General features: G+C 63.7%; 22 protein-coding genes, 1 tRNA gene and 2 pseudogenes. 18 read left to right on the top strand and 7 right to left on the bottom strand.

All coding sequences use genetic code 11. The features are described from left to right. Positions 1 to 64 precede the first annotated feature (64 nt). From IVB18_RS27885 to IVB18_RS27855, 7 genes and pseudogenes are all read right to left on the bottom strand, one after another. On the bottom strand, positions 65 to 277 hold the full coding sequence (locus IVB18_RS27885) for a hypothetical protein (protein ID WP_247983621.1): 213 nt from the start codon (positions 275 to 277) through the stop codon (positions 65 to 67). A gap of 151 nt (positions 278 to 428) precedes the next feature. Continuing rightward, positions 429 to 1,679: a peptidase T gene (gene pepT, locus IVB18_RS27880; protein ID WP_247983620.1), complete on the bottom strand. Its 1,251-nt coding sequence runs from the start codon at positions 1,677 to 1,679 to the stop codon at positions 429 to 431. A 102-nt stretch (positions 1,680 to 1,781) separates the two neighbouring features. After that, a complete protein-coding gene (locus tag IVB18_RS27875) occupies positions 1,782 to 2,108 on the bottom strand; it encodes an HU family DNA-binding protein (RefSeq protein ID WP_256476381.1) in 327 nt (108 codons plus the stop codon). Positions 2,109 to 2,283: 175 nt separating this feature from the next. After that, positions 2,284 to 2,360, bottom strand: a tRNA-Asp gene (locus IVB18_RS27870). A gap of 159 nt (positions 2,361 to 2,519) precedes the next feature. Further along, entirely contained in the window at positions 2,520 to 2,723 is a 204-nt protein-coding gene (locus IVB18_RS27865; protein ID WP_247983618.1) for a hypothetical protein, read from the bottom strand. A 146-nt stretch (positions 2,724 to 2,869) separates the two neighbouring features. Then, positions 2,870 to 4,166, bottom strand: a pseudogene (locus IVB18_RS27860) (MFS transporter). A gap of 61 nt (positions 4,167 to 4,227) precedes the next feature. Further along, positions 4,228 to 5,418, bottom strand: a complete 1,191-nt coding sequence (locus IVB18_RS27855) for an aromatic ring-hydroxylating dioxygenase subunit alpha (RefSeq protein WP_247983616.1) — start codon at positions 5,416 to 5,418, stop codon at positions 4,228 to 4,230. 182 nt (positions 5,419 to 5,600) lie between these two features. On the opposite strand from IVB18_RS27855, the gene IVB18_RS27850 reads away from it, so the two are divergent. The 18 genes and pseudogenes from IVB18_RS27850 (at position 5,601) to nuoK (ending at position 21,311) form a co-directional block, all read left to right on the top strand. Then, positions 5,601 to 6,113 (top strand): MarR family transcriptional regulator, encoded by a 513-nt coding sequence (locus tag IVB18_RS27850; protein WP_247983615.1) that lies wholly within the window; start codon positions 5,601 to 5,603, stop codon positions 6,111 to 6,113. A 177-nt stretch (positions 6,114 to 6,290) separates the two neighbouring features. Further along, entirely contained in the window at positions 6,291 to 8,543 is a 2,253-nt protein-coding gene (locus IVB18_RS27845) for a TonB-dependent siderophore receptor (protein ID WP_247991749.1), read from the top strand. Positions 8,544 to 8,565: 22 nt separating this feature from the next. Further along, entirely contained in the window at positions 8,566 to 9,702 is a 1,137-nt protein-coding gene (locus IVB18_RS27840) for a PepSY-associated TM helix domain-containing protein (RefSeq protein WP_247983614.1), read from the top strand. Continuing rightward, a complete protein-coding gene (locus IVB18_RS27835; RefSeq protein WP_247983613.1) occupies positions 9,699 to 9,932 on the top strand; it encodes a hypothetical protein in 234 nt (77 codons plus the stop codon). Before IVB18_RS27840 ends, IVB18_RS27835 begins: the two co-directional genes overlap by 4 nt. A 247-nt stretch (positions 9,933 to 10,179) precedes the next feature. Then, positions 10,180 to 10,545 (top strand): NADH-quinone oxidoreductase subunit A, encoded by a 366-nt coding sequence (locus tag IVB18_RS27830; protein WP_008136158.1) that lies wholly within the window; start codon positions 10,180 to 10,182, stop codon positions 10,543 to 10,545. Beyond that, complete coding sequence (locus IVB18_RS27825; protein ID WP_247983612.1) at positions 10,536 to 11,123, top strand: NADH-quinone oxidoreductase subunit B; 588 nt, start codon at positions 10,536 to 10,538, stop codon at positions 11,121 to 11,123. Before IVB18_RS27830 ends, IVB18_RS27825 begins: the two co-directional genes overlap by 10 nt. A gap of 11 nt (positions 11,124 to 11,134) precedes the next feature. Next, the gene (locus IVB18_RS27820; protein ID WP_247983611.1) at positions 11,135 to 11,743 is read left to right on the top strand and encodes an NADH-quinone oxidoreductase subunit C; all 609 of its coding nucleotides are present in this window, start codon (positions 11,135 to 11,137) and stop codon (positions 11,741 to 11,743) included. Between the two features lie 53 nt (positions 11,744 to 11,796). Next, positions 11,797 to 12,159 (top strand): annotated as a pseudogene (locus IVB18_RS27815) (four helix bundle protein); the annotation flags it as partial. Positions 12,160 to 12,214: 55 nt separating this feature from the next. Then, positions 12,215 to 13,411 carry an NADH-quinone oxidoreductase subunit D gene (locus IVB18_RS27810; protein ID WP_247983609.1) on the top strand — a complete coding sequence of 399 codons (1,197 nt, stop codon included), beginning with the start codon at positions 12,215 to 12,217 and terminating at the stop codon, positions 13,409 to 13,411. Next, complete coding sequence (locus IVB18_RS27805) at positions 13,411 to 14,403, top strand: FkbM family methyltransferase (protein WP_247983608.1); 993 nt, start codon at positions 13,411 to 13,413, stop codon at positions 14,401 to 14,403. Before IVB18_RS27810 ends, IVB18_RS27805 begins: the two co-directional genes overlap by 1 nt. 12 nt (positions 14,404 to 14,415) lie before the next feature. Continuing rightward, positions 14,416 to 15,027: an NADH-quinone oxidoreductase subunit NuoE gene (nuoE, locus tag IVB18_RS27800; protein WP_247983607.1), complete on the top strand. Its 612-nt coding sequence runs from the start codon at positions 14,416 to 14,418 to the stop codon at positions 15,025 to 15,027. Further along, positions 15,027 to 15,233: a hypothetical protein gene (locus IVB18_RS27795; protein ID WP_247983606.1), complete on the top strand. Its 207-nt coding sequence runs from the start codon at positions 15,027 to 15,029 to the stop codon at positions 15,231 to 15,233. Before nuoE ends, IVB18_RS27795 begins: the two co-directional genes overlap by 1 nt. A 15-nt stretch (positions 15,234 to 15,248) precedes the next feature. Further along, positions 15,249 to 16,574 (top strand): NADH-quinone oxidoreductase subunit NuoF, encoded by a 1,326-nt coding sequence (nuoF, locus tag IVB18_RS27790; RefSeq protein WP_247983605.1) that lies wholly within the window; start codon positions 15,249 to 15,251, stop codon positions 16,572 to 16,574. A gap of 5 nt (positions 16,575 to 16,579) precedes the next feature. Then, complete coding sequence (gene nuoG / locus IVB18_RS27785) at positions 16,580 to 18,655, top strand: NADH-quinone oxidoreductase subunit NuoG (protein WP_247983604.1); 2,076 nt, start codon at positions 16,580 to 16,582, stop codon at positions 18,653 to 18,655. Positions 18,656 to 18,659: 4 nt separating this feature from the next. Next, positions 18,660 to 19,727, top strand: coding sequence for an NADH-quinone oxidoreductase subunit NuoH (gene nuoH / locus IVB18_RS27780; protein ID WP_247983603.1), 1,068 nt, complete (start codon positions 18,660 to 18,662; stop codon positions 19,725 to 19,727). 14 nt (positions 19,728 to 19,741) lie between these two features. Next, positions 19,742 to 20,230 carry an NADH-quinone oxidoreductase subunit NuoI gene (gene nuoI / locus IVB18_RS27775; protein ID WP_247991748.1) on the top strand — a complete coding sequence of 163 codons (489 nt, stop codon included), beginning with the start codon at positions 19,742 to 19,744 and terminating at the stop codon, positions 20,228 to 20,230. A gap of 137 nt (positions 20,231 to 20,367) precedes the next feature. Continuing rightward, a complete protein-coding gene (locus IVB18_RS27770) occupies positions 20,368 to 21,006 on the top strand; it encodes an NADH-quinone oxidoreductase subunit J (RefSeq protein ID WP_247983602.1) in 639 nt (212 codons plus the stop codon). Then, entirely contained in the window at positions 21,003 to 21,311 is a 309-nt protein-coding gene (gene nuoK, locus IVB18_RS27765) for an NADH-quinone oxidoreductase subunit NuoK (RefSeq protein WP_015685769.1), read from the top strand. Before IVB18_RS27770 ends, nuoK begins: the two co-directional genes overlap by 4 nt. The last annotated feature ends 29 nt before the right edge of the window (positions 21,312 to 21,340 follow it).

Genomic DNA, 21,340 nt, shown 5'->3' with positions numbered 1-21,340 from the left:
GTTCGAAGCGACCAGAGGCCGGGGCAATTGGGAACCACGCCTAGAAGCGCATTCGCTCCACGATTTAGCCATGCAGGCGCGGGGCGCGGATTGCCGGCTCCGGAGAGCGACAGCCATCCTCGGACTCGACCGTGATGGCGGCGCGACGGCCCGCTTCCATCGCCCGCTCCAGCCATTTGATGGCTTCATCGACCCATTGGTCTTGATGCTCGGGATCGGCGATCGCCTTTTCCCGGAATGCATTCGCCTGATGCAGGCACGCCGATCTGCGATCCACGCGGCACTCCCCATCCGGAGGTTCCGCCCCGATCGCATCCTTGATGATCGTGGAGCCGGCGTCGTTAACATAGGACAGGGAGAACACCGCAAATGGTCGGCTTTGGCGTCCATCGGCCTCGGTGCGCAGCTCGGCCGGGAATGCGAAAGCTCTACGCCTTTTCCTCCCAGATCATGGCGAGATGCACGATCGTCTGCACCGCCTTCTCCATGTCCTGCCGGCTGACCCATTCGAGGCGTGAGTGGAAGGCGTGTTCGCCGGCAAAGATGTTGGGGCAGGGCAGGCCCATGAAGGACAACCGCGAGCCGTCGGTACCGCCGCGGATCGCGGTGCGCATCGGGCGCAGGCCGGCGCGGCGGATCGCTTCGATGGCGTATTCGAGAATGTGCGGGTGACGGTCGATCACCTGCTTCATGTTGCGGTACTGCTCCTTCACCTCGAAGCGGTAGGTCGAACGCGGAAAATCCTTCATCACGTCCTTGACGATGCCCTCGAGCAGGGCCTCCTTCTCCGTCAGCCCTTCCTCGGTGAAGTCGCGCACGATGAAGGAGAGCGTCGCCTGCTCCAGCGCACCGTCAATCCCGATCGGGTGCAGAAAGCCCTGCTTGCCTGAGGTCGTCTCGGGCGAGCAGCCTTCTTTGGGCAGGCGCTCGACGATCGCGGCTGCGATCTTGATCGCATGCTCCATCTTGCCCTTGGCATAGCCGGGATGGGCACTGACGCCGTTGATGGTGATGGTGGCGCCGTCCGCCGAGAAGGTCTCGTCCTCGACGCTGCCGGCGCTCTCGCCGTCCATGGTGTAGCCGAAATCGGCGCCGAGCTTCTTCAGGTCGACATTGTCGACGCCGCGGCCGATCTCCTCGTCGGGCGTGAACAGGATCTTGATGGTGCCGTGCTTCACGTCGGGGTTGTTGATGAAGAAATGCGCGGCATCCATGATCTCGGCGACGCCGGCCTTGTTGTCGGCGCCCAGCAACGTGGTGCCGTCGGTGGTGATGATATCGTTGCCGATTTGGTTCTTCAGCGCGGGATGCTCGGCGAAGCGGATCACCTGGCTGGAATCGCCTGGCAGCGTGATATCGCCGCCGCGATAGTTCTTCACGACCTGCGGCTTGACGTCCTTGCCCGAGCAGTCGGGCGAGGTGTCCATATGCGAGCAGAAGCAGATCACCGGCACCCTCTTGTCGGTGTTGGCCGGGATCGTTCCATAGACGTAGCCGTAGTCGTCGAGATGGGCGTCCGCGACGCCGATGGCCTTCAGCTCGGCGGCGAGCACGCGGCCGAGGTCTTTCTGCTTCTCGGTTGAGGGCGAGGCCGGGGATTCCGGATCGGACTGGGTATCGATGGTGACGTAGCGCAGGAAGCGCTCGGTCACGGTATGCGAAAAGGTGAGGGAGGACATTTCTGGTCAAACCGCCGGGTCAGGGGAAGCTGGGGATATACCAGAAAAGTGGGCCGCGTTGCGGCCGGAACGACGCCGGATCAGGCTTAACGAAACGTAGCCTCAGATCGCTTCCTTGAGCTCCTTGACCGGCCGGAACGCGACCTTCTTGCTGGCCTCGATATGGATCGGCTCGCCGGTGGCGGGATTGCGGCCGGTGCGGGCGGCGCGCTTGCGGACCTGGAGGATGCCCAGACCCACGATGCGGACCCGGTCGCCCTTCTTCAGGTGTTTTGTGATCAGGTCGACCATGTCGGTGAGGACGGCCTCGGCGTGCTTCTTCGAGAGGTCCTGGCTTTCCGCGATGTCGGCGGCGAGGTGCTTGAGGGTGATGGTGACGGGAGTGGCTGCCTTCTTCGCCATGTTGTCTGGCCTTCCTCGATTGTCCAATGACAGGGAATCCCTGGAAAAGTCGAGAAGCGTGGGATTCTCTAAGTTCTCGCAGGCCTAGACGATTCGGGAGCGGGCTGACTATGCCGCGGTTCCGGCTGGGCGAACGCAATCAATCGCCGGCGCAAAGGGCGTTGAAGAGTTCGGGCTTAAGGCTATGAAGGGATTGCCAAAATGGCGCGAGAGACGGGGCTCGAACCCGCGACCTCCGGCGTGACAGGCCGGCGCTCTAACCAACTGAGCTACTCCCGCGTGGTTCGCTAATCGCGCGCGGAACGAGGGGGGACTTAAAGGGGGGACATGGTGAAGTCAAGGATGTTGCGCTTTGCCAGGACGCCTCGGCTAAGTATTGCTCTGGAAAACGAAAAGGCCGCCCGGAGGCCGCCACTGGTCTCTCCAGAATAGTGCCCGTCAGCGGATCTCCGACGTGCCCGCGCTCGTCACCACGACCGCCTTGCCGGCCTTGATCACGTGGGTGGACTGAGCCGTCTGGCTGTAATCGGCGTTGGTACGGGCAGCGATCCCGAAGGCGGCCACTGCAATGCCGGCCACCAGCGCCACCACCACGATCTTCATGTGGGTACCACGATCAGCAGAGTGAATTGAGTGGTTCATCTGAGCCTCCCGACGGGCTTTGCCGCCGTCTGTTGGCTCTTGTTCTAGGGACCGTCTGTTTCCGGATGGTTTCGCGGGTTCCGCAAAATGGTTTCATTTGGCCGCCCGGCTGGTTTCGCCGCACGATGGGACCACGGACCCGGCCCTCAGGCCGCGGCCCGGCCGATATCGGTCCGGATCGACCGGGCGGCCCAGACGAACAGGAGGGCGCCCAGCGTGGTCGTGACCGCCGCCGAAAGCAGGGAATAACGCACGGCGTCGGCGCCAAAGCTGCCCTTCAGCGCGTCGTTGACCATGCCCACGGCGAGCGGGCCGACGCCCTGGCCGAAGCAGGTGGCGGTGAGCGCGATGAGCGCGGAGGCCAGCGCCCGCATGCTCGGTTTTGCCACGGTCTGCGCGATCGCGAAGATTGGTCCGAGATGGAAGCCGACCAGGAACGAGGTCAGCGCCAGCATCGCCACCATCATCGCGAAATCCTGTGTCAGCATGGCACAGCGCGAACACCGGGCCGGCAAGGCCGGAGGTGATCGCGGGCGCCCACAGCTTCCAGCGGTCGTCGCGCCGGCTGATCTGGGCCACCACGAAGCCGCCGAGCAGGGTGCCGGCCATGCCGGCCAGCCCCTTGAAGGTGCCGGCATAGGTGCCGATCTCGGCGCTCGACAGATGGTGCACGCGCGCGAGGAACGGCGGGATCCAGGCCGCGGTCGCGTAATTGGTGTAGGTGGTGAGGCAGAAGCCGATCAGCACGATGATGAAGCTCTGCTGGGATGCGAGGAAGCGCAGCGTCGGCCCCAGCGGCTCCGGCACGAAACTCTCCTGCATCGCGCCGCGCTTCGGCTCGGAGATCGTCAGCCACAAAATTACGGCGAGCAGAATGCCGGGCAGGCCCGCGACATAGAACGCCATCCGCCAGCCATAGTGCTGGTTGACGTAGCCGCCGACGAAATAGCCGAGGAAGACGCCGAGATAGGTGCCGACGGCGTAGATACCGAGCGCGCGCGGACGTTCGTTCTTGGCAAAGAGGTCGGCGACGATCGATTGCGAGGCCGGCGAGCCCGCGGATTCGCCGATGCCGACACCAATCCTGGCAAACGCGAGCGAGGTCACGCTCGAGGCCATTCCGCACAACGCCGTCATCGCGCTCCAGAACGCAAAGGCCACGGCCACGATGTTGCGCCGGTTGAGCCGGTCGGCCACGCGCGCAATGGGGATGCCGAGCAGGGAATAGAACAGCGCGAAGCCGAAGCCCGCGAGCAGGCCCATCATGGTGTCGCTGAGCGCGAACTCCTTCTTGATCGGCTCGATCAGGACATTGAAGATCGTGCGGTCGAGGAAATTCAGCGCGTAGATGATGGTGAGCAGCCCGAGCACGTAATAGCGCCGCGCCGACGGCGTTGCCGCGGCGGCTGTTGGCACCGACATTTGTGACGTCACATCGACCATCGCTTCCCCCAATTAGTCTTTGTTATCGTTGTCGGTCCAGCTCTGTTTGGAGCTGGCTGCTTCACGCGTCGCGGATGTAATTCCCCGCTTCGAATTCGACCGGCGGTGCGCTTGCGTCGAACGACACACCGATCGGATCGCGGTCTGCGGCCATCGCATCGAGCTGGTCGCTCAGCATGCGCCGGATCAACAGGATGCCGCGGTCGCTCTGGCCGAAATGCTCCTCGGAGTGGACGGTCTGCGGGCCCTGGCCGACCTGGGCTTCGTAGTCGCCGGGGAATTGCTGGTGCTCGGCCTCGCTCATGTCCCACCAGAATTTTCCGTTGAACTTCGAGCGCATGCGGCCGATGTCTCCGGAATTCTTGACGCGGCCGGCGACGTAGATGCGGAACGAGGTGTCGTCGATCGGCAGAGTCCATCCGATCGATTCGACGCGGGCGAATTGCGCCACGCGCGGGTTCGGCACGACGCGCAAGGTGGGCAGCGCGGCCTCGGTGACGCGGTAAAACACCCTGCCGTCATCCTGCTTGCGGATCGAGCGCACGGCGATGCCGCGTGGCGTCTTGTCGAACGTCACCTCCGGCATCGAGGCCATCATGTTGGTGAATTGCGGGCCGCTGAACGAGCCGTGCAGCACCGGCACGTGGTAGGGATCGACCACGTTCTCGAAGTGCTGGAGCCAGTTGCAGGGAATGACCGCCGGCCCGCCGCCGCCGATCGAGGAATCGTCGGCCTCGACGAACTCGCCGTCGTCCATGGTCTCCAGGCATTCGTAGCGCGGCAGCACCGGGCGTTTCTCGGCCGGGCCCATATAGGCGAAGATCAGCCCGTAACGCTCCTCGACCGGATACCAGGGCTGGCGCACCTTGTCCTTGAACGGGCCGCCGTCGGGCTCGCAGGGCTGCTCCAGGCAGTGGCCTTCGGTGTCGAACTTCCAGCCGTGATAGCAGCAGCGGATGCCGTCCTCCTCGACCTTGCCGTAATAGAGCGTGGTGCCGCGATGGCAGCAGCGGGCGTGCAGCAGGCCGACGCGGCCGTGCTTGTCGCGGAACAGGATCAGGTCCTCGCCGAGCGCGCGCACTTTCTTCGGCGTGTCGGTGGCGTCACCGGCGAGGCCGACCGGATGCCAATAGCGACGGAGCAGCTCGCCCATCGGCGTGCCGCGCACGACTGCTGTGAGCTCGGTGCGTGTATGTGCCGGCTTCATCGCATAGGCGGTGCCGAGATCGCGATCCCGCTGGGTGATGGTCATGCTGTTCCTCCCGCCGCAGGCCTTGGGTGGCCGGATCGTTCTTGATGGTTGGATCCAGTCAAAAGCCAATCGATGACAATGTCAACGATTTTTCAAGATGCCTCCTAGTCGCATTTGACCACGGGACGGACCCGGCGGCGCCCGGGCTTGGCAGGTGATGGCTTTCTTGGCAGAGGTGGACCATGAGCCAGATATCGAGCAGGGGCGGGTCGTCGCCCGAGACGGACGAGAACGATCCGCCGGCGCCGATCACCGTGATGCTGTCGTCGCGGCTGATGGTGCTCGCCAATTTACTCAAGCGCGGCGCCATCCTGCGCTACAAGCGCCTCGCCGGATTGTCTTCCGTCGAGTTCGGGCTGGTCGCCTCGCTCGGCCGGCGGCCGCCGATGAGCGTGGCGCGGCTCGCCGAAGCCGTTGGCCAGGACAAGGGCCAGATCAGCCGCGCGCTCGCGGAGCTCGTGTCGCGCAAGCTGATCGCGAAATCGGCGAACCCAAAAGACAGCCGCGAGGTGCTGGTCTCGCTGACCCCAGCGGGCCTCGCCGCCCATGATGCGATCGTCGCCGGCGCGCAGGAGCGCAATCGGCAATTGCTGGAACATCTGAGCCGAGACGAATTCGAGACACTGCTGGCGCAGATCGATCTGCTCACCGCGACCGCCGAGAAGATGCTCGAAGCCGAGAAAGTTCTGCGCTGATCTCTCAGCAATCTCTGGAAATGTTGGATCGCTTCTAAGAGTCTTTCTAAGAAGCTTTCAATTAGGGATTTCGCACCCCCTCACTTAAGCGTCACCGCAAGCGCATGCTGTCCTGGGACTGGCGGCATGACGCATCAAACATGCAGCTTTTGGGGTGGCGCATTGAACAGTCTTCGTATGTTGCGGTCGGCCGTATTGGCGACCGCGTCCGCTTGGGTCTTGCTGCCGCAGGCATCGCTCGCACAATCGTCGGCGCAGAGCGGCGCGACGAACTTGCCGCCGGTGACCGTTGCCGCGCCGGAGCAACGCCGCCGCGCAGCCACGACCGCGCCGCGCCGCGCGCAGCGGTCGGCGCAGAGCGCCAATAGTCAGAAACTGCAGCCGCAACGCAACGTCGGCTTTGTCGAGACACCGCGCGGCCCGGTCCATGGCTACGTCGCTAATCGCAGTTCGTCCGGTACCAAGACCAACACGCCGATCATGGAGACGCCGCAATCGGTGTCGGTCATCGGCGCCGAGCAGATCCGCGACCAGAAGCCGAACAAGCTCGACGAAGTCCTGCGCTACACCGCCGGCGTGCGCGCCGGAACGTTCGGCGCGGACACCCGCAACGACTGGTGGCTGATCCGCGGCTTCAAGTCCGACGACATCGGACTGTTCCTCGACGGCATGCAGCTGTTCTACACGTCCTATGCGAGCTGGAAGCTTCAGCCGTCGAACATGGAGCGGGTCGAAGTGCTGCGCGGCCCGTCGGCGGTGCTTTACGGCGGATCGAGCCCGAGCGGCATCGTCAACGTCATCAGCAAGCTGCCGCCAACCGAGCCGATCCGCTACATCGAGACCGGCGTCAACAATTTCGGCAACGCCTATGTCGGCTTCGATGTCGGCGGTCCGGTCGCGACGCAGCCCCAGGACGGCAAGCTGTTCTACCGCGTCGTCGGCCAGGTGCAGAATGGCGGCACCCAGGTCGATTTCATCTCCGACAACAACTACTTCATCGCGCCGTCGTTCACGTGGAAGCCGGACGCCGACACGACCTTTACCGTGCTGGCGTCGGCCTCGAAGCAGGACACACGCGGCATCAACTTCCTGCCTTACCAGGGCACGGTGACCAACGCGCCGTTCGGCAAGATCCCGACCAGCTTCTTCGCCGGCGATCCCAGCGTCGACAAGTTCACGCGCGAGCAGGAGATGCTCGGCTATCAGTTCGAGCGCAATCTCACCGACGATTTGACATTCCGCCAGAACGCCCGCTTCGCGCATATCGACCTGACCTATCGCGGTTATGTCGGCAGCGGCTGGTCCGACATCAACACGGCCACGCTTGGCCGCTACAATTGGTATGCGAAGGACACCGCCAACCAGGCCAATCTCGACAACCAGCTGGAGTATCGCTTCGACACCGGTCCGGTCAGGCACACCATGCTGTTCGGCGTCGACCTGAAGGGGTATCAGATCGACGACTATCAGATCTTCAACTTCGGCACCGTTCCTTCGATCAACGTCTTCAATCCTGTTTACGGCACCAATGTTCCGCTCACGGGCGCGCCGTTCCGGAACTTCCTGATCACGCAGAAGCAGGCCGGCACCTACCTTCAGGATCAGATGAAGCTAGGCAACTTCACGCTGGTGCTGAGCGGCCGCAATGACTGGGTCGAGACGACGCAAGCCGCCCGTGACACCGGCGCCACGGTGGGTCAGCGCGACGACAGCAAGTTCAGCGGGCGTGCCGGACTGATCTACAATTTCGACAACGGAATTGCGCCCTACATCTCCTATGCGACGAGCTACAATCCGATCATCGGTCTCAATGCGACGAACCAGCTGTTCCTGCCCGAGACGGGCCAGCAGGCCGAAATCGGCGTGAAGGTCGCGCCCAAGGGATTTGACGGCTACTTCACCGCCTCGTTCTTCGATCTGAAACGCCAGAACGCGCCGTCCGCTGCGCCGGGCGCCATCGTCACATTGCAGAACCAGACCGGCGAGGTCACCTCGCGCGGCGTCGAGCTCGAAGCGGTGGCCAACGCCACGAAGGAGCTGAAGCTGATCGGCGCCTTCACGGCCTACCATCTCTTCAACAGCAAGGATATCGATCCGTCGGTGATCGGCAAGGCGCCGACGAACACGCCGGAGATGCTGGTGTCGGGCTGGGCCGATTACACCTTCAAGGACGGCCCTCTTGCGGGATTTGGCTTCGGCGGCGGCGTGCGTTATGTCGGCTCGTCCTGGGCCGACGCCGCCAATACCCTTGAGGTTCCCGCGGTCGTACTCGGCGATCTCGCGCTCCATTACGAATGGCAGAATTGGCGCACGGCAATCAACGTGATCAACCTGACCGACAAAATATATGTCGCGAGTTGCGCGTCGGATACGTCCTGCTTCTACGGCGACCGCCGGCGCGTCACCGGCAGCGTATCCTACAAGTGGTGAGGACAGGCGAGGGAAGGGTATCGTGAAGGCGCGCACGGTCAGGCTCTGGTCCGTGGTCCACACCTGGACCAGCCTGATCTCGACCGTCTTCCTGCTCTTGCTCTGCCTGACCGGCCTGCCGCTGATCTTCCATCACGAGATCGATGAGCTCCTGGGCTATGCCCCCCAGCCCGAAGCTCATGCGGGCGCGGCGCGTGCGACGATCCAGCAAGTCGCCGACGCCGCGCTTGCAGCCGATCCCGGCCGGGTGCTGCAATATATCTCCTGGGACAAGGACGAGCCCGGGATCGTGACGGCATTCACCAACAGTGCGGTCGACGGACTGCCGGACAACACGACCGTGCGCGCCTTCGATGCGGTCTCGACCAAGCTGCTCGGACCGGTCGGTGTCGGGCCGATGCTGATCGTGCTCAAGCTACACACCGACATGTTTGTCGGCCAGGGCGGAAAGCTGTTTCTCGGCGCAATGGGGCTGCTGTTCGCCGTCGCCATCGTCTCCGGTGTGGTGTTGTACTGGCCGTTCACCCGCCGCCAGCGGTTTGCCACCATCCGCGATCACGCCTCGCGCCGCGTGGTCTGGCTCGACTGGCATAATCTGATCGGCGTGGTGACGGTGGCCTGGGCGCTGGCGGTCGGGCTGACGGGCGTCGTCAACACCTGGGCCGAGCTGATGCTGAACCAGTGGAAGGCGACCGAGCTCGCCAGCATGGTTGCGCCCTATGCCGGCAAGCCGCCGCCTTCGCATCTCGCCTCGCTCGACGGTGTCGTCGCGCGCGCCAAACAGGCGGCGCCCGGCATGGAGATCGCCTTCGTCGCGTTCCCGGGCACGCCCTTCACCTCATCGTACCACTTCGCCGCCTTCATGCGGGGCGACACGGCGCTGACGTCACGGCTCCTGAAGCCGGTCCTGCTCGACGGCGAAACAGGGGAGGTCGCCGATAGCCGGGCGCTGCCGGTCTATCTCCAGACGCTGCTGATCTCGCAGCCGCTGCATTTCGGCGACTACGGCGGCATGCCGCTCAAGGTGATCTGGGCCGCGCTCGACGTGCTCACGATCGTTGTAATCGGCAGCGGCCTCAATCTGTGGCTGGCGCGGCGGCGGAAGCGAGCACCAGCCCGGGCGGACGCATTCGCCAAACGAGCCCCGGTCCCGTCGTGACGCATGGCTCGTCCGGCCCTTCGCGCCTGTGGATACGTGTCTTTGCTGCGCCTATACTGCTCGCGGCTGCGACCCTCACCGGCCTGCTGGCTGCACTGCTCTGGGGTGCGGTTGGCAAGTATGTCGCCTGGGTGACGGTGGGGGCTCCCGTGCTGGTCATTGCCTTGGTTTGGGTGCGCTGCCGCACCAGAAGACCCGAGCAATTTGGGCAAGCGCTCCACGGCAAGTAGTTGCCGGGACCTGTGCGCCCCAATCTCAGGACTGCTGCCCTGCAAAACTGTGGCCACCCTTGCCGGGTTTTCTGATCTGCTCCATACCAGCGCGGGGTGATTCCGGGATTTCCATCGTTCTGGGAGCGGCAAAGGGCCTAAAAAGAGCGTGTCTTGCGCCCATTGGTGCACTGCGCTAAGGCTCAGAATAATTCCAAACTGGACGAATCCGTGGCTGTCCCGAGGCTACGGGAAAGAGGGCTCGTCAATGAGCGGCATTCTACAGAACTATCTTCCACTCGTCGTCTTTATAGGGGTCGCGGGCCTCATTGGCCTCGTGCTGCTGATCGCGCCCTTCATCGTGGCGTTCCAGCAGCCGGACCCGGAAAAACTGTCGGCGTATGAGTGCGGTTTCAACGCCTTCGACGACGCCCGAATGAAGTTCGACGTCCGCTTTTACCTGGTCGCCATCCTCTTCATCATCTTCGATCTCGAGGTGGCGTTCCTGTTTCCCTGGGCGGTGGCGTTCGGCAAGCTTGGCGCGACCGGTTTCTGGTCCATGGTGGTGTTCCTCGCCGTGCTGACGGTCGGGTTCGCCTATGAATGGAAGAAAGGGGCACTCGAATGGGATTGAACCATGCACCGCCCGTTGGTCCGGTCATCACGCCGGCCCCCAAGGGCATCCTGGATCCGTCGACCGGCAAGCCGGTCGGGGCCAATGATCCGTTCTTCCTCGAGGTCAATCACGAACTGTCCGACAAGGGCTTCTTCGTCGCTGCGACCGACGACCTCATCACCTGGGCGCGCACCGGCTCCTTGATGTGGATGACCTTCGGTCTCGCCTGCTGCGCGGTCGAGATGATGCAGGTGTCGATGCCGCGCTACGACATCGAGCGCTTCGGCTTCGCGCCGCGTGCCTCGCCGCGGCAGTCTGACGTCATGATCGTCGCCGGCACGCTCACCAACAAGATGGCCCCGGCGCTGCGCAAGGTCTACGACCAGATGCCCGAGCCGCGCTACGTCATCTCGATGGGCTCCTGCGCCAATGGCGGCGGCTACTACCACTATTCCTACTCGGTCGTGCGCGGCTGCGACCGTATCGTTCCAATCGACATCTACGTGCCGGGCTGCCCGCCCACGGCGGAAGCGCTGCTTTACGGCGTGCTGCTGCTTCAGAAGAAGATTCGGCGCACCGGCACCATCGAACGCTAAGGTTTTACGTCATGGACGACGGCAAGCTCGACGCCCTTGGGCAAACGATCGTTAGCGCGCTTCCGGGCGCCGCCACCGGTCACTCGGTGGCCTTCAACCAACTCACGGTTGATGTCGAGGCCGCCAAGATCGTCGAGGTGGTCAAGTACCTCCGCGACGATCCGAATTGCCGTTTCATCAACTTCACCGACATCACAGCGGTGGACTATCCCGACCGCGAGAAGCGGTTTGACGTGATCTACCACTTCCTGTCACCGGTGCTGAACACGCGGGTCCGGCTCAGGGCCCAGGCCGACGAAACCACGCAGGTGCCATCGTTGATCGATGTGTTCCCCGGCGCGGACTGGTTCGAGCGCGAGACTTATGATCTCTACGGCGTGATCTTCGTCGGCCATCCCGACATGCGCCGCCTCCTGACCGATTACGGCTTCGAAGGCCATCCGCTGCGCAAGGATTTCCCGACCACCGGATTCGTCGAGGTTCGCTACGACGACCAGGAGAAGCGGGTGGTGTACGAGCCGGTGCGGCTCAACCAGGAATTCCGCAAGTTCGACTTTTTGTCTCCGTGGGAGGGAGCCGACTATCCGGTCCTTCCGGGTGATGAAAAGGCGAAGCAGTGAGTGGCGAATGGCGAGTGGCGAATAGGGATGTTAGTTGAGCGACCAGTCGATCAAATTCGTATCGGGACCTGAGGATATGGCAGGACGCCATGGCCTTGGCGGAATCCTGCTACCGATTGGTAGCTCAATTTCCGCGCGACGAACTATTCGGTCTAACGTCCCAGATTCGGCGAGCCGCAGCATTGATTCCTGCCAACATCGCGGAAAGGCATGGGCGGGAAAGCACCGGCAGTTTCGTGCAATCGCTGCGGGTGTCTCAAGGTTCGCTAAAGGAATTGGAGACCCATCTGCTCCTGGCCGAGCGCGTCGGCATCCTGGCTGCGTCGGACTTGGGGCCAGTGCTTGGTCGATGCGAGAGCTTGGGCAAAATGGTTCGCGCGTTGATACGTTCTCTGCAGGACAAGTCCACGAAATGAACATCGCCATTCGCCATTCGCCATTCGCTATTCGCCTCGCAGCAGGAGCTGCGTCATGAACGAGCAACCCGAAAACCTTCGCAACTTCACCATCAATTTTGGACCGCAGCATCCGGCGGCGCACGGCGTGCTGCGTTTGGTGCTTGAACTGGACGGCGAGATCGTCGCGCGCGTCGATCCGCATATCGGCCTGCTTCACCGCGGCACCGAGAAGCTGATCGAGCAGAAGACCTATCTCCAGGCGATCCCGTATTTCGACCGGCTCGACTACGTCGCGCCGATGAACCAGGAGCACGCCTTCTGCCTCGCGGCCGAAAAGCTGCTCGGCATCGAAGTGCCGCGCCGCGGCCAGTTGATCCGCGTGCTCTATTGCGAGATCGGCCGCATCCTGTCGCATCTGCTCAACGTCACCACGCAGGCGATGGACGTCGGCGCGCTCACCCCGCCGCTGTGGGGTTTTGAAGAGCGCGAGAAGCTGATGGTGTTCTACGAGCGCGCCTCGGGCAGCCGCATGCATGCGGCCTACTTCCGCGTCGGCGGCGTGCATCAGGATTTGCCGCCGAAGCTGGTCGACGACATCGAAGCCTGGTGCGACCCGTTCCTGAAAGTCGTGGACGACCTCGATCGCCTGCTCACCGCCAACCGCATCTTCAAGCAGCGCAACGTCGACATCGGCGTGGTGTCGCTGAAGGAAGCCTGGGAGTGGGGCTTTTCGGGTGTGATGGTGCGCGGCTCCGGTGCGGCCTGGGACCTGCGCAAGTCGCAGCCCTATGAGTGCTACGCCGAAATGGATTTCGACATTCCGATCGGCAAGAACGGCGACTGCTACGACCGCTATTTGATCCGCATGGAAGAAATGCGCCAGTCCGTGCGCATCATGAAGCAGTGCTTCCAGAAGCTGAAAGCGCCGGACGGGCAGGGCCCCGTCGTCGTCGAGGACAACAAGGTCACGCCGCCGCGTCGTGGCGAGATGAAGCGCTCGATGGAAGCGCTGATCCATCACTTCAAGCTCTATACCGAAGGCGTTCACGTGCCGGCCGGCGAGGTCTATGCCGCGGTCGAGGCGCCCAAGGGCGAGTTCGGCGTCTATCTCGTCGCCGACGGCACCAACAAGCCCTACAAGTGCAAGATTCGCGCGCCGGGCTTTGCTCATCTTCAGGCCATGGATCACATCTGCCGCGGCCATCTGCTCGCCGACGTCTCGGCGATCCTTGGCTCGCTCGACATCGTGTTCGGAGAGGTCGATCGGTGATGGCGCAGGCGCCAATCCAGTTTGACCGCGCCTCGGGGGCCCTTGAAGGGGCCAACCTGTGGGAGCGGACGGCTGCGCTGGCGCTGGTGACGGGATCGAAGATCTCGTCGCACTTCTCGCATATGGGCTACATCGCCTGCGCGAACCTGCTGCGGAAAACGCTGCCTGAGCGCAACATCGCGATCAAGCTCAACCCCGACGCCGTGTTCGAATTTCCCTATGGCGACGGTTATTGGAGCAAGCTGCTCAACCGCTCCTACAATTACGAAGACGAGCTGGAGCTACTGTTCGCCGACTCCATCGACGTCGACTACACGCTGCTCGATTGCGGCGCCAATTACGGCTACTGGTCGGTGCTGGTCTCGAGCAAGCCGTTCGGCGCCCACAAGGCGATCGCGATCGAGCCGTCGGGGCAAAATTACCCGAAGCTCGCCAACAACGCGCGCGTCAACGGCAACCGCTTCGAGACCATGAAATGCGCGATCGGCGCGGCCCGCGGCACCGCGCGGCTGTCCGGCACCAAGCACGAGGCCTTCAGCATCGCCGGCGATATTTCGACCGGCGGTGAAGAGGTTCCGGTCATTGCGCTCGACAACCTCATCGACGACGGCAAGGTGTCAGCCAGCGGCAAATATCTGATCAAGCTCGACGTCGAAGGCGTCGAGATCGAGGCGATCAAGGGCGGCGCCCGGCTGCTCGAGGCCGACAGCGTCATCATGTGCGAGGAGCACGGCAGCGACCGCAGCCACGCTGTGTCGCGCTACATCCTCGAACACACCCCGCTGAAGCTGATCGTGTTCGATCCGCGCAGCAACCGGATGGAGACCGTGACCGAGCTGTCGATCCTCGATCGCATCAAGGTCTCGACCCACGTCGGCTACAACGTTTTCGGCACCGCAAGCGCATTCTGGCAGGACAGGATCAATGTCCTGAATGCCAAGAACCTGAATGCCAAGAACCTGAATGCCAAGACCGCGCGCCGCATGCAGTGAGAGATTGAAGAGATGTCCGTTCGCCGATTAGCACCGAAGGAAGTCCAGCCCGCGAGCTTTGCGTTCACGGACGAGAACCTTGCGTTCGCGAAGCAGCAGATCGCGAAATACCCGGCCGGACGTCAGGCCTCTGCGGTCATCGCGATCCTGTGGCGGGCGCAGGAACAGCACGACGGCTGGGTGTCGGAAGCCGCGATCCGCGCCATCGCCGACATGCTCGACATGCCCTATATCCGCGTGCTGGAAGTTGCGACCTTCTACACGATGTTCCAGCTCGCCCCCGTCGGCAAGAAGGCCCACGTCCAGGTCTGCGGCACCACGCCGTGCCGCCTGCGCGGAGCCGAAGACCTGATCCATGTCTGCGAGCACCGGATCCATCACGAGCCCTTCCACCTCTCCAAGGACGGCAATTTCAGCTGGGAAGAGGTGGAGTGCCTGGGCGCCTGCGTGAACGCGCCGATGGTGCTGATCGGCAAGGACACCTATGAGGACCTGACCAAGGAAAGCTTTGGCAAGGTGCTCGATGGCTTCGCCTCCGGCAATCCGCCAAAACCCGGTCCGCAGAACGGCCGCCAGTTCTCGGCGCCGATCAACGGACCGACCACGCTGAAGGAGACCACCTGATGCGCGGTCTCCCGTATCAGGCAATTGGAGGGAACGTGGCCGTGAAGAAATGGGGCTTCGTCGCCATGCATGCCGCGGCCGCGGCCACCTTCATCTTCCTGCTGCAGCGCTTCATCCTGAACGCGTCGCTGGAATCCAGTCTGCTCTGGGCGCTGACCTTCGCCGTCTGCGCCGCCGGGCTTGCCTACAAGCAAGCCAACCGTTGATCGGAAAGCACTGAAATGCTCGAGGACAAGGACCGCATCTTCAAGAACCTCTACGGCCTCCACGATTGGGGGCTCGAGGGCGCGCGGCGCCGCGGCGCCTGGGATGGCACCAAGGCTATCATCGACAAGGGCCGCGACTGGATCATTAACGAGATGAAGGCCTCCGGCCTGCGCGGCCGCGGCGGCGCCGGCTTCCCGACCGGTCTGAAATGGTCGTTCATGCCGAAGGAATCGACCGACGGCCGGCCGAGTTATCTCGTCGTCAACGCCGACGAGTCCGAGCCCGGCACCTGCAAGGATCGCGAGATCATGCGGCACGATCCGCATCTCCTGATCGAGGGCTGCCTGATCGCGAGCTGCGCGATGAACGCGCATGCCTGCTACATCTATGTCCGCGGCGAGTTCATCCGCGAGCGCGAGCACCTTCAGGCTGCGATCGACCAGGCCTATGAAGCCAAGCTGGTCGGCAAGGACAACGTCAACGGCTGGCCGTTCGACATCTACGTCGCGCACGGCGCCGGCGCCTATATCTGTGGCGAGGAGACCGCGCTGCTCGAAAGCCTCGAAGGCAAGAAGGGCCAGCCGCGCCTGAAGCCGCCGTTCCCGGCCAATGTCGGCCTGTTCGGCTGCCCGACCACCGTCAACAACGTCGAGTCGATCGCAGTTGCGCCGGACATCCTGCGCCGCGGTGCGGCTTGGTTTGCCGGCATCGGCCGCCCGAACAATGTCGGCACCAAGCTGTTCTGCATCTCCGGCCATGTCGAGCGGCCCTGCAACGTCGAAGAGGCCATGGGCATTCCGTTCCGTGAGCTGATCGAGAAGCATTGCGGCGGCGTCCGCGGCGGCTGGGATAACCTCAAGGCCGTGATCCCCGGCGGCTCCTCGGTGCGGATGGTACCGGCCGAGCAGATCATCGACACGCCGATGGATTTCGACAGCTTGAGCAAGCTGCGCTCGGGCCTCGGCACCGCGGCCGTGATCGTGATGGACAAGTCGACCGATTTGATCCGCGCGATCGCCCGCATCTCATATTTCTACAAGCACGAGAGCTGCGGCCAGTGCACGCCGTGCCGCGAGGGCACCGGCTGGATGTGGCGCGTGCTCACCCGCATGGCCGAGGGCCGCGCCCACAAGCGCGAGATCGACATGCTGCTCGAAGTCACCAAGCAGGTCGAAGGCCACACCATCTGCGCGCTCGGCGACGCGGCCGCCTGGCCGATCCAGGGCCTGATCGCGCATTTCCGTCATGAGATCGAAGCGCGCATCGACCAGTATTCGCACCAGTCCGACATCGACGATATCGGCGTCCGCGATCCCGTGAACATGGTCGCGGCGGAGTAGGAAGAATGACCAAGCTCATCATCGACGGCAAAGAGATCGATGTCCCACCGGAGTACACGCTGCTCCAGGCGTGCGAAACCGCGGGCGCAGAGATTCCGCGCTTCTGCTACCACGAGCGGCTGTCGATCGCCGGCAATTGCCGGATGTGCCTGGTCGAAGTGAAGGGCGGCCCGAAGCCGGTCGCGAGCTGCGCCTGGGCCGTGCGCGATTGCCGTCCGGGTCCCAAGGGCGAGCCGCCGGAAATCTCCACCCGTTCGCCGATGGTGAAGAAGGCGCGCGAAGGCGTGATGGAATTCCTTCTGATCAACCATCCGCTGGATTGCCCGATCTGCGACCAGGGCGGCGAGTGCGACCTCCAGGACCAGGCGATGGGCTATGGTGTCGACACCAGCCGCTTCGCCGAGAACAAGCGCGCGGTCGAGGACAAATATCTCGGCGCGCTGGTCAAAACCTCGATGAACCGCTGCATCCAGTGCACGCGCTGCGTCCGCTTCTCGGCGGAAGTTGCGGGCGCCCCCGAGATGGGTGCGACCGGCCGCGGCGAGGACATGGAGATCACGACCTATCTCGAGCATGCGCTGAGCTCGGAGTTGCAGGGCAACCTCGTCGACATCTGCCCGGTCGGCGCGCTGACCTCGAAGCCTTATGCCTTTGCCGCGCGCCCGTGGGAGCTCGGCAAGACCCAGTCGATCGACGTGATGGACGGCATCGGTTCGGCGATCCGGGTCGACACCCGCGGCCGCGAGGTGATGCGCGTGCTGCCGCGCATCAACGAGACCGTGAACGAGGAGTGGATTTCGGACAAGACCCGCCACGTCGTCGACGGCCTGCGCACCCAGCGGCTCGACCGGCCCTATATCCGTGAAGCCGGCAAGCTGCGCGCCGCGAGCTGGCCTGAGGCCTTTGCCGCGATCGCCGCCAAGGCGGCCCGCACCGACGGCAAGCGGATCGGCGCGATCGCGGGCGATCTCGCCGGCGTCGAAGAGATGTTCGCGCTAAAGGACCTGCTCGCCAAATACGGCTCGGGCAATCTCGCGGTGCAGGGCGGCGACGCCTTCGATCCCACGCTCGGACGCGGCGTCTACATCTTCAATCCGACGCTGGTGGGCGTGGAGCAGGCCGACGCGCTGCTTATCGTCGGTGCCAATCCGCGCAAGGAAGCGGCCGTGTTCAACGCCCGCATCCGCAAGCGCTGGCGTGCCGGCGGCTTCAAGGTTGGCGTGATCGGCGCCAAGGCCGACCTGACCTACGACTACGACCATCTCGGCGCGGGCACCGACACGCTCGGCGATCTCGCCGCCGGCAAGCACTCCTTCATGGACGTGCTGAAGAACGCCAAGAACCCGCTCATCCTGGTCGGCGCGGGCGCGACCTCGCGTCACGACGGCGCCGCCATTTTGGCGGCCGCCGCCAAGCTGGCGCTCGATGTCGGCGCGGTGAAAGACGGCTGGAACGGCTTCGGTGTGCTGCACGAGACCGCCTCGCGTGTCGGCGCGCTCGATATCGGCTTTGTCGCAGGCAGCGGCGGGCTGAACGCGTCGCAGATGACGACGTTCGGGACGCTCGACCTGCTGTTCCTGCTCGGCGCCGACGAGGTCACGGCGCCGGACGGCACCTTCGTCGTCTATATCGGCACCCATGGCGACCGCGGTGCGCATCGCGCCGACGTCATCCTGCCGGCGGCCGCCTATACCGAGAAGTCCGCGATCTACGTCAACACCGAAGGCCGCGTGCAGATGACCGGCCGTGCCGCGTTCCCGCCGGGCCAGGCCCGCGAGGATTGGGCGATCGTCCGCGCGCTGTCGGAAGCGCTGGGCAAGAAGCTTGGTTACGACTCGCTTGCGGCCCTGCGCCAGGCGATCTTCAAGGCGGTTCCGCATTTGATCCGTCTCGACCAGATCGAGGCCGGCTCCGCCGACCAGATCAAGAAGCTGGCGGGCAAGGGCGGCACGACCGAGAAGGCACCGTTCAAGCCGCTGGTCGAGGACTTCTACCTGACCAACCCAATCGCGCGAGCGTCCGCCGTGATGGCGGAATGCTCGCGGCTTGCCTCCGGGCAGATGCTGACCGCAGCGGAGTGAGCTGATGGAATTTTTCGAAAGCGCATTCTGGACCGGGTTCCTCTGGCCGCTGATCATCATGATCGCGGAGAGCGTCCTGGTGCTCGTCGTGCTGCTGGTCGCGATCGCCTACATCCTGCTGGCGGACCGCAAGATCTGGGCGGCGGTGCAGATCCGCCGCGGCCCGAACGTGGTCGGTCCCTGGGGCCTGTTCCAGTCCTTCGCCGACCTCCTGAAGTTCGTGCTGAAGGAGCCGATCATCCCGGCCGGCGCCAACAAGGGCGTCTTCCTGCTGGCGCCACTGGTGTCGTGCGTGCTCGCGCTCGCGGCCTGGGCGGTGATCCCGACCAATCTCGGCTGGGTGATCTCCGACATCAATGTCGGCGTTCTCTTCATCTTCGCGATCTCGTCGCTGTCGATCTACGGCATCATCATGGCCGGCTGGTCGTCGAACTCGAAATACCCGTTCCTGGCCGCCTTGCGCTCGGCGGCGCAGATGGTGTCCTACGAAGTCTCGATCGGCTTCGTCATCATCACCGTGCTGCTCTGCGCCGGCACGCTGAACCTCTCGGCCGTCGTCGAAGCGCAGCATGCGCGCGGCCTTGCAAGCCTGATCGGGCTGCCGCAGCTCACCGTCCTGAACTGGTATGTGTGGCCGCTGTTCCCGATGTTCGTGGTGTTCTACGTCTCGGCGCTGGCGGAAACCAACCGTCCGCCGTTCGACCTCGTCGAAGCCGAATCCGAGCTCGTGGCCGGCTTCATGGTCGAATACGGCTCGACACCGTATCTCTTGTTCATGCTCGGCGAGTATGTCGCGATCGTCACGATGTGCGCGTTGGCGACGATCCTGTTCCTCGGAGGTTGGCTGCCGCCGGTGGACCTGCCGCCCTTCAACTGGGTGCCGGGGATCATCTGGTTCTCGCTGAAAGTATTCTTCATGTTCTTCCTGTTCGCGATGGCAAAGGCGATCGTGCCGCGCTACCGCTACGACCAATTGATGCGCCTCGGCTGGAAGGTGTTCCTGCCTCTGTCGCTGGCGATGGTGGTCGTGGTGGCCGGCGTGCTGCATTTCGCCGGCATCGCGCCGAAGTGAGGGCCGTCATGGGTATCAACATCAACGCCACTGCACGCTCGCTTCTGCTGTCGGAATTCGTCTCGGCGTTCTTCCTCGCCATGCGCTATTTCTTCCAGCCGAAGCCGACGCTGAACTATCCCTTCGAAAAGGGCCCGATCTCGCCGCGCTTCCGCGGCGAGCATGCGCTGCGCCGCTATCCGAACGGCGAAGAGCGCTGCATCGCCTGCAAGCTGTGCGAAGCGATCTGCCCGGCGCAGGCCATCACCATCGAGGCCGGCCCGCGCCGCAACGACGGCACCCGCCGCACCGTGCGCTACGACATCGACATGGTGAAGTGCATCTATTGCGGCCTCTGCCAGGAGGCTTGCCCGGTCGACGCCATCGTCGAAGGTCCGAACTTCGAATTCGCGACCGAGACCCGCGAGGAACTGTTCTATGACAAGGACAAGCTGCTCGCCAATGGCGACCGCTGGGAACGCGAGATCGCGAAAGCGATCGAACTCGACGCGCCGTACCGGTGAGATGAGAGCATGATCCTTCCGGACCTCACCACGTCATTCCGGGGCGCGCGAAGCGCGAACCCGGAATCTCGCGCCACAACCTCCAGATTCCGGGTTCGCGGGCTTCGCCCGCGCCCCGGAATGACGGGGAATGCCCGATGATCCTTCCCGCGCTGTTCTTCTATCTCTTCGCAGGCGTCTGCGTCGCCTCGGCGGTGATGGTGATTGTCTCGCGCAATCCCGTGCACTCCGTGCTGTACCTGATCCTGGCCTTCGTCAACGCCTCCGGCCTGTTCGTGCTGATGGGCGCCGAATTCCTGGCGATGATCCTGATCGTCGTCTATGTCGGCGCCGTCGCGGTGCTGTTCCTGTTCGTGATCATGATGCTCGACGTCGACTTCCTCGAGTTGCGCGAGGGCTTCATCGAGTACCTGCCGGTCGGTCTCGTGATCGGCGGCATCTTCATGTTCGAGCTGCTGCTCACCGTCGGCTTTTGGGTCATCAACCCCGGCGTCGCCAAGTCGATCACGGCGGCGATCCCGACCAATGTCAGCAACACCGAAGCGCTCGGGCTCGTGCTCTATACGAAGTATATCTACTACTTCCAGCTCTCCGGCATGGTGCTGCTGGTCGCAATGATCGGCGCTATCGTGCTGACGCTGCGGCACAAGGTGAACATCAAGCGACAGGACATCAACGTTCAGAACGCGCGCACGCCGGAGATGGCGATGGCGATGCGCAAGGTGGCGCCGGGGCAGGGGCTCTCGGACGCCGACGCGGCGGAGTGGGTGAAATGACGATCGGGCTCGGACACTATCTGGCGGTCGGCGCTATCCTGTTCACGCTCGGGATCCTCGGCATCTTCCTGAACCGCAAGAACATCATCGTCATCCTGATGTCGATCGAGCTGATCCTGCTCGCGGTCAACATCAACCTGGTGGCGTTCTCGACCTTCCTCGGCGACATCGTCGGCCAGGTCTTCGCGCTGCTGGTGCTGACGGTCGCGGCTGCCGAAGCCGCAATCGGTCTCGCCATCCTGGTGGTCTATTTCCGCAACCGCGGCTCGATCGCGGTTGAGGACGTCAATCTGATGAAGGGTTAACGCGCATGATCCGGAAAAGTGGATGCCGG

The sequence above is a fragment of the Bradyrhizobium sp. 186 genome (assembly GCF_023101685.1).
Lineage (GTDB): Bacteria > Pseudomonadota > Alphaproteobacteria > Rhizobiales > Xanthobacteraceae > Bradyrhizobium.
This window is presented reverse-complemented; position numbering and strand designations above follow the sequence as displayed.

Bases quoted from the DNA above. Each gene is read 5' to 3' on its own strand.
- pepT (WP_247983620.1), bottom strand. From the start codon at position 1,679: ATGTCCTCCCTCACCTTTTCGCATACCGTGACCGAGCGCTTCCTGCGC.
- IVB18_RS27865 (WP_247983618.1), bottom strand. From the start codon at position 2,723: ATGAACCACTCAATTCACTCTGCTGATCGTGGTACCCACATGAAGATC.
- IVB18_RS27855 (WP_247983616.1), bottom strand. From the start codon at position 5,418: ATGACCATCACCCAGCGGGATCGCGATCTCGGCACCGCCTATGCGATG.
- IVB18_RS27850 (WP_247983615.1), top strand. From the start codon at position 5,601: ATGAGCCAGATATCGAGCAGGGGCGGGTCGTCGCCCGAGACGGACGAG.
- IVB18_RS27845 (WP_247991749.1), top strand. From the start codon at position 6,291: ATGTTGCGGTCGGCCGTATTGGCGACCGCGTCCGCTTGGGTCTTGCTG.
- IVB18_RS27830 (WP_008136158.1), top strand. From the start codon at position 10,180: ATGAGCGGCATTCTACAGAACTATCTTCCACTCGTCGTCTTTATAGGG.
- IVB18_RS27825 (WP_247983612.1), top strand. From the start codon at position 10,536: ATGGGATTGAACCATGCACCGCCCGTTGGTCCGGTCATCACGCCGGCC.
- IVB18_RS27820 (WP_247983611.1), top strand. From the start codon at position 11,135: ATGGACGACGGCAAGCTCGACGCCCTTGGGCAAACGATCGTTAGCGCG.
- IVB18_RS27810 (WP_247983609.1), top strand. From the start codon at position 12,215: ATGAACGAGCAACCCGAAAACCTTCGCAACTTCACCATCAATTTTGGA.
- IVB18_RS27805 (WP_247983608.1), top strand. From the start codon at position 13,411: ATGGCGCAGGCGCCAATCCAGTTTGACCGCGCCTCGGGGGCCCTTGAA.
- nuoE (WP_247983607.1), top strand. From the start codon at position 14,416: ATGTCCGTTCGCCGATTAGCACCGAAGGAAGTCCAGCCCGCGAGCTTT.
- IVB18_RS27795 (WP_247983606.1), top strand. From the start codon at position 15,027: ATGCGCGGTCTCCCGTATCAGGCAATTGGAGGGAACGTGGCCGTGAAG.
- nuoF (WP_247983605.1), top strand. From the start codon at position 15,249: ATGCTCGAGGACAAGGACCGCATCTTCAAGAACCTCTACGGCCTCCAC.
- nuoG (WP_247983604.1), top strand. From the start codon at position 16,580: ATGACCAAGCTCATCATCGACGGCAAAGAGATCGATGTCCCACCGGAG.
- nuoH (WP_247983603.1), top strand. From the start codon at position 18,660: ATGGAATTTTTCGAAAGCGCATTCTGGACCGGGTTCCTCTGGCCGCTG.
- IVB18_RS27770 (WP_247983602.1), top strand. From the start codon at position 20,368: ATGATCCTTCCCGCGCTGTTCTTCTATCTCTTCGCAGGCGTCTGCGTC.
- nuoK (WP_015685769.1), top strand. From the start codon at position 21,003: ATGACGATCGGGCTCGGACACTATCTGGCGGTCGGCGCTATCCTGTTC.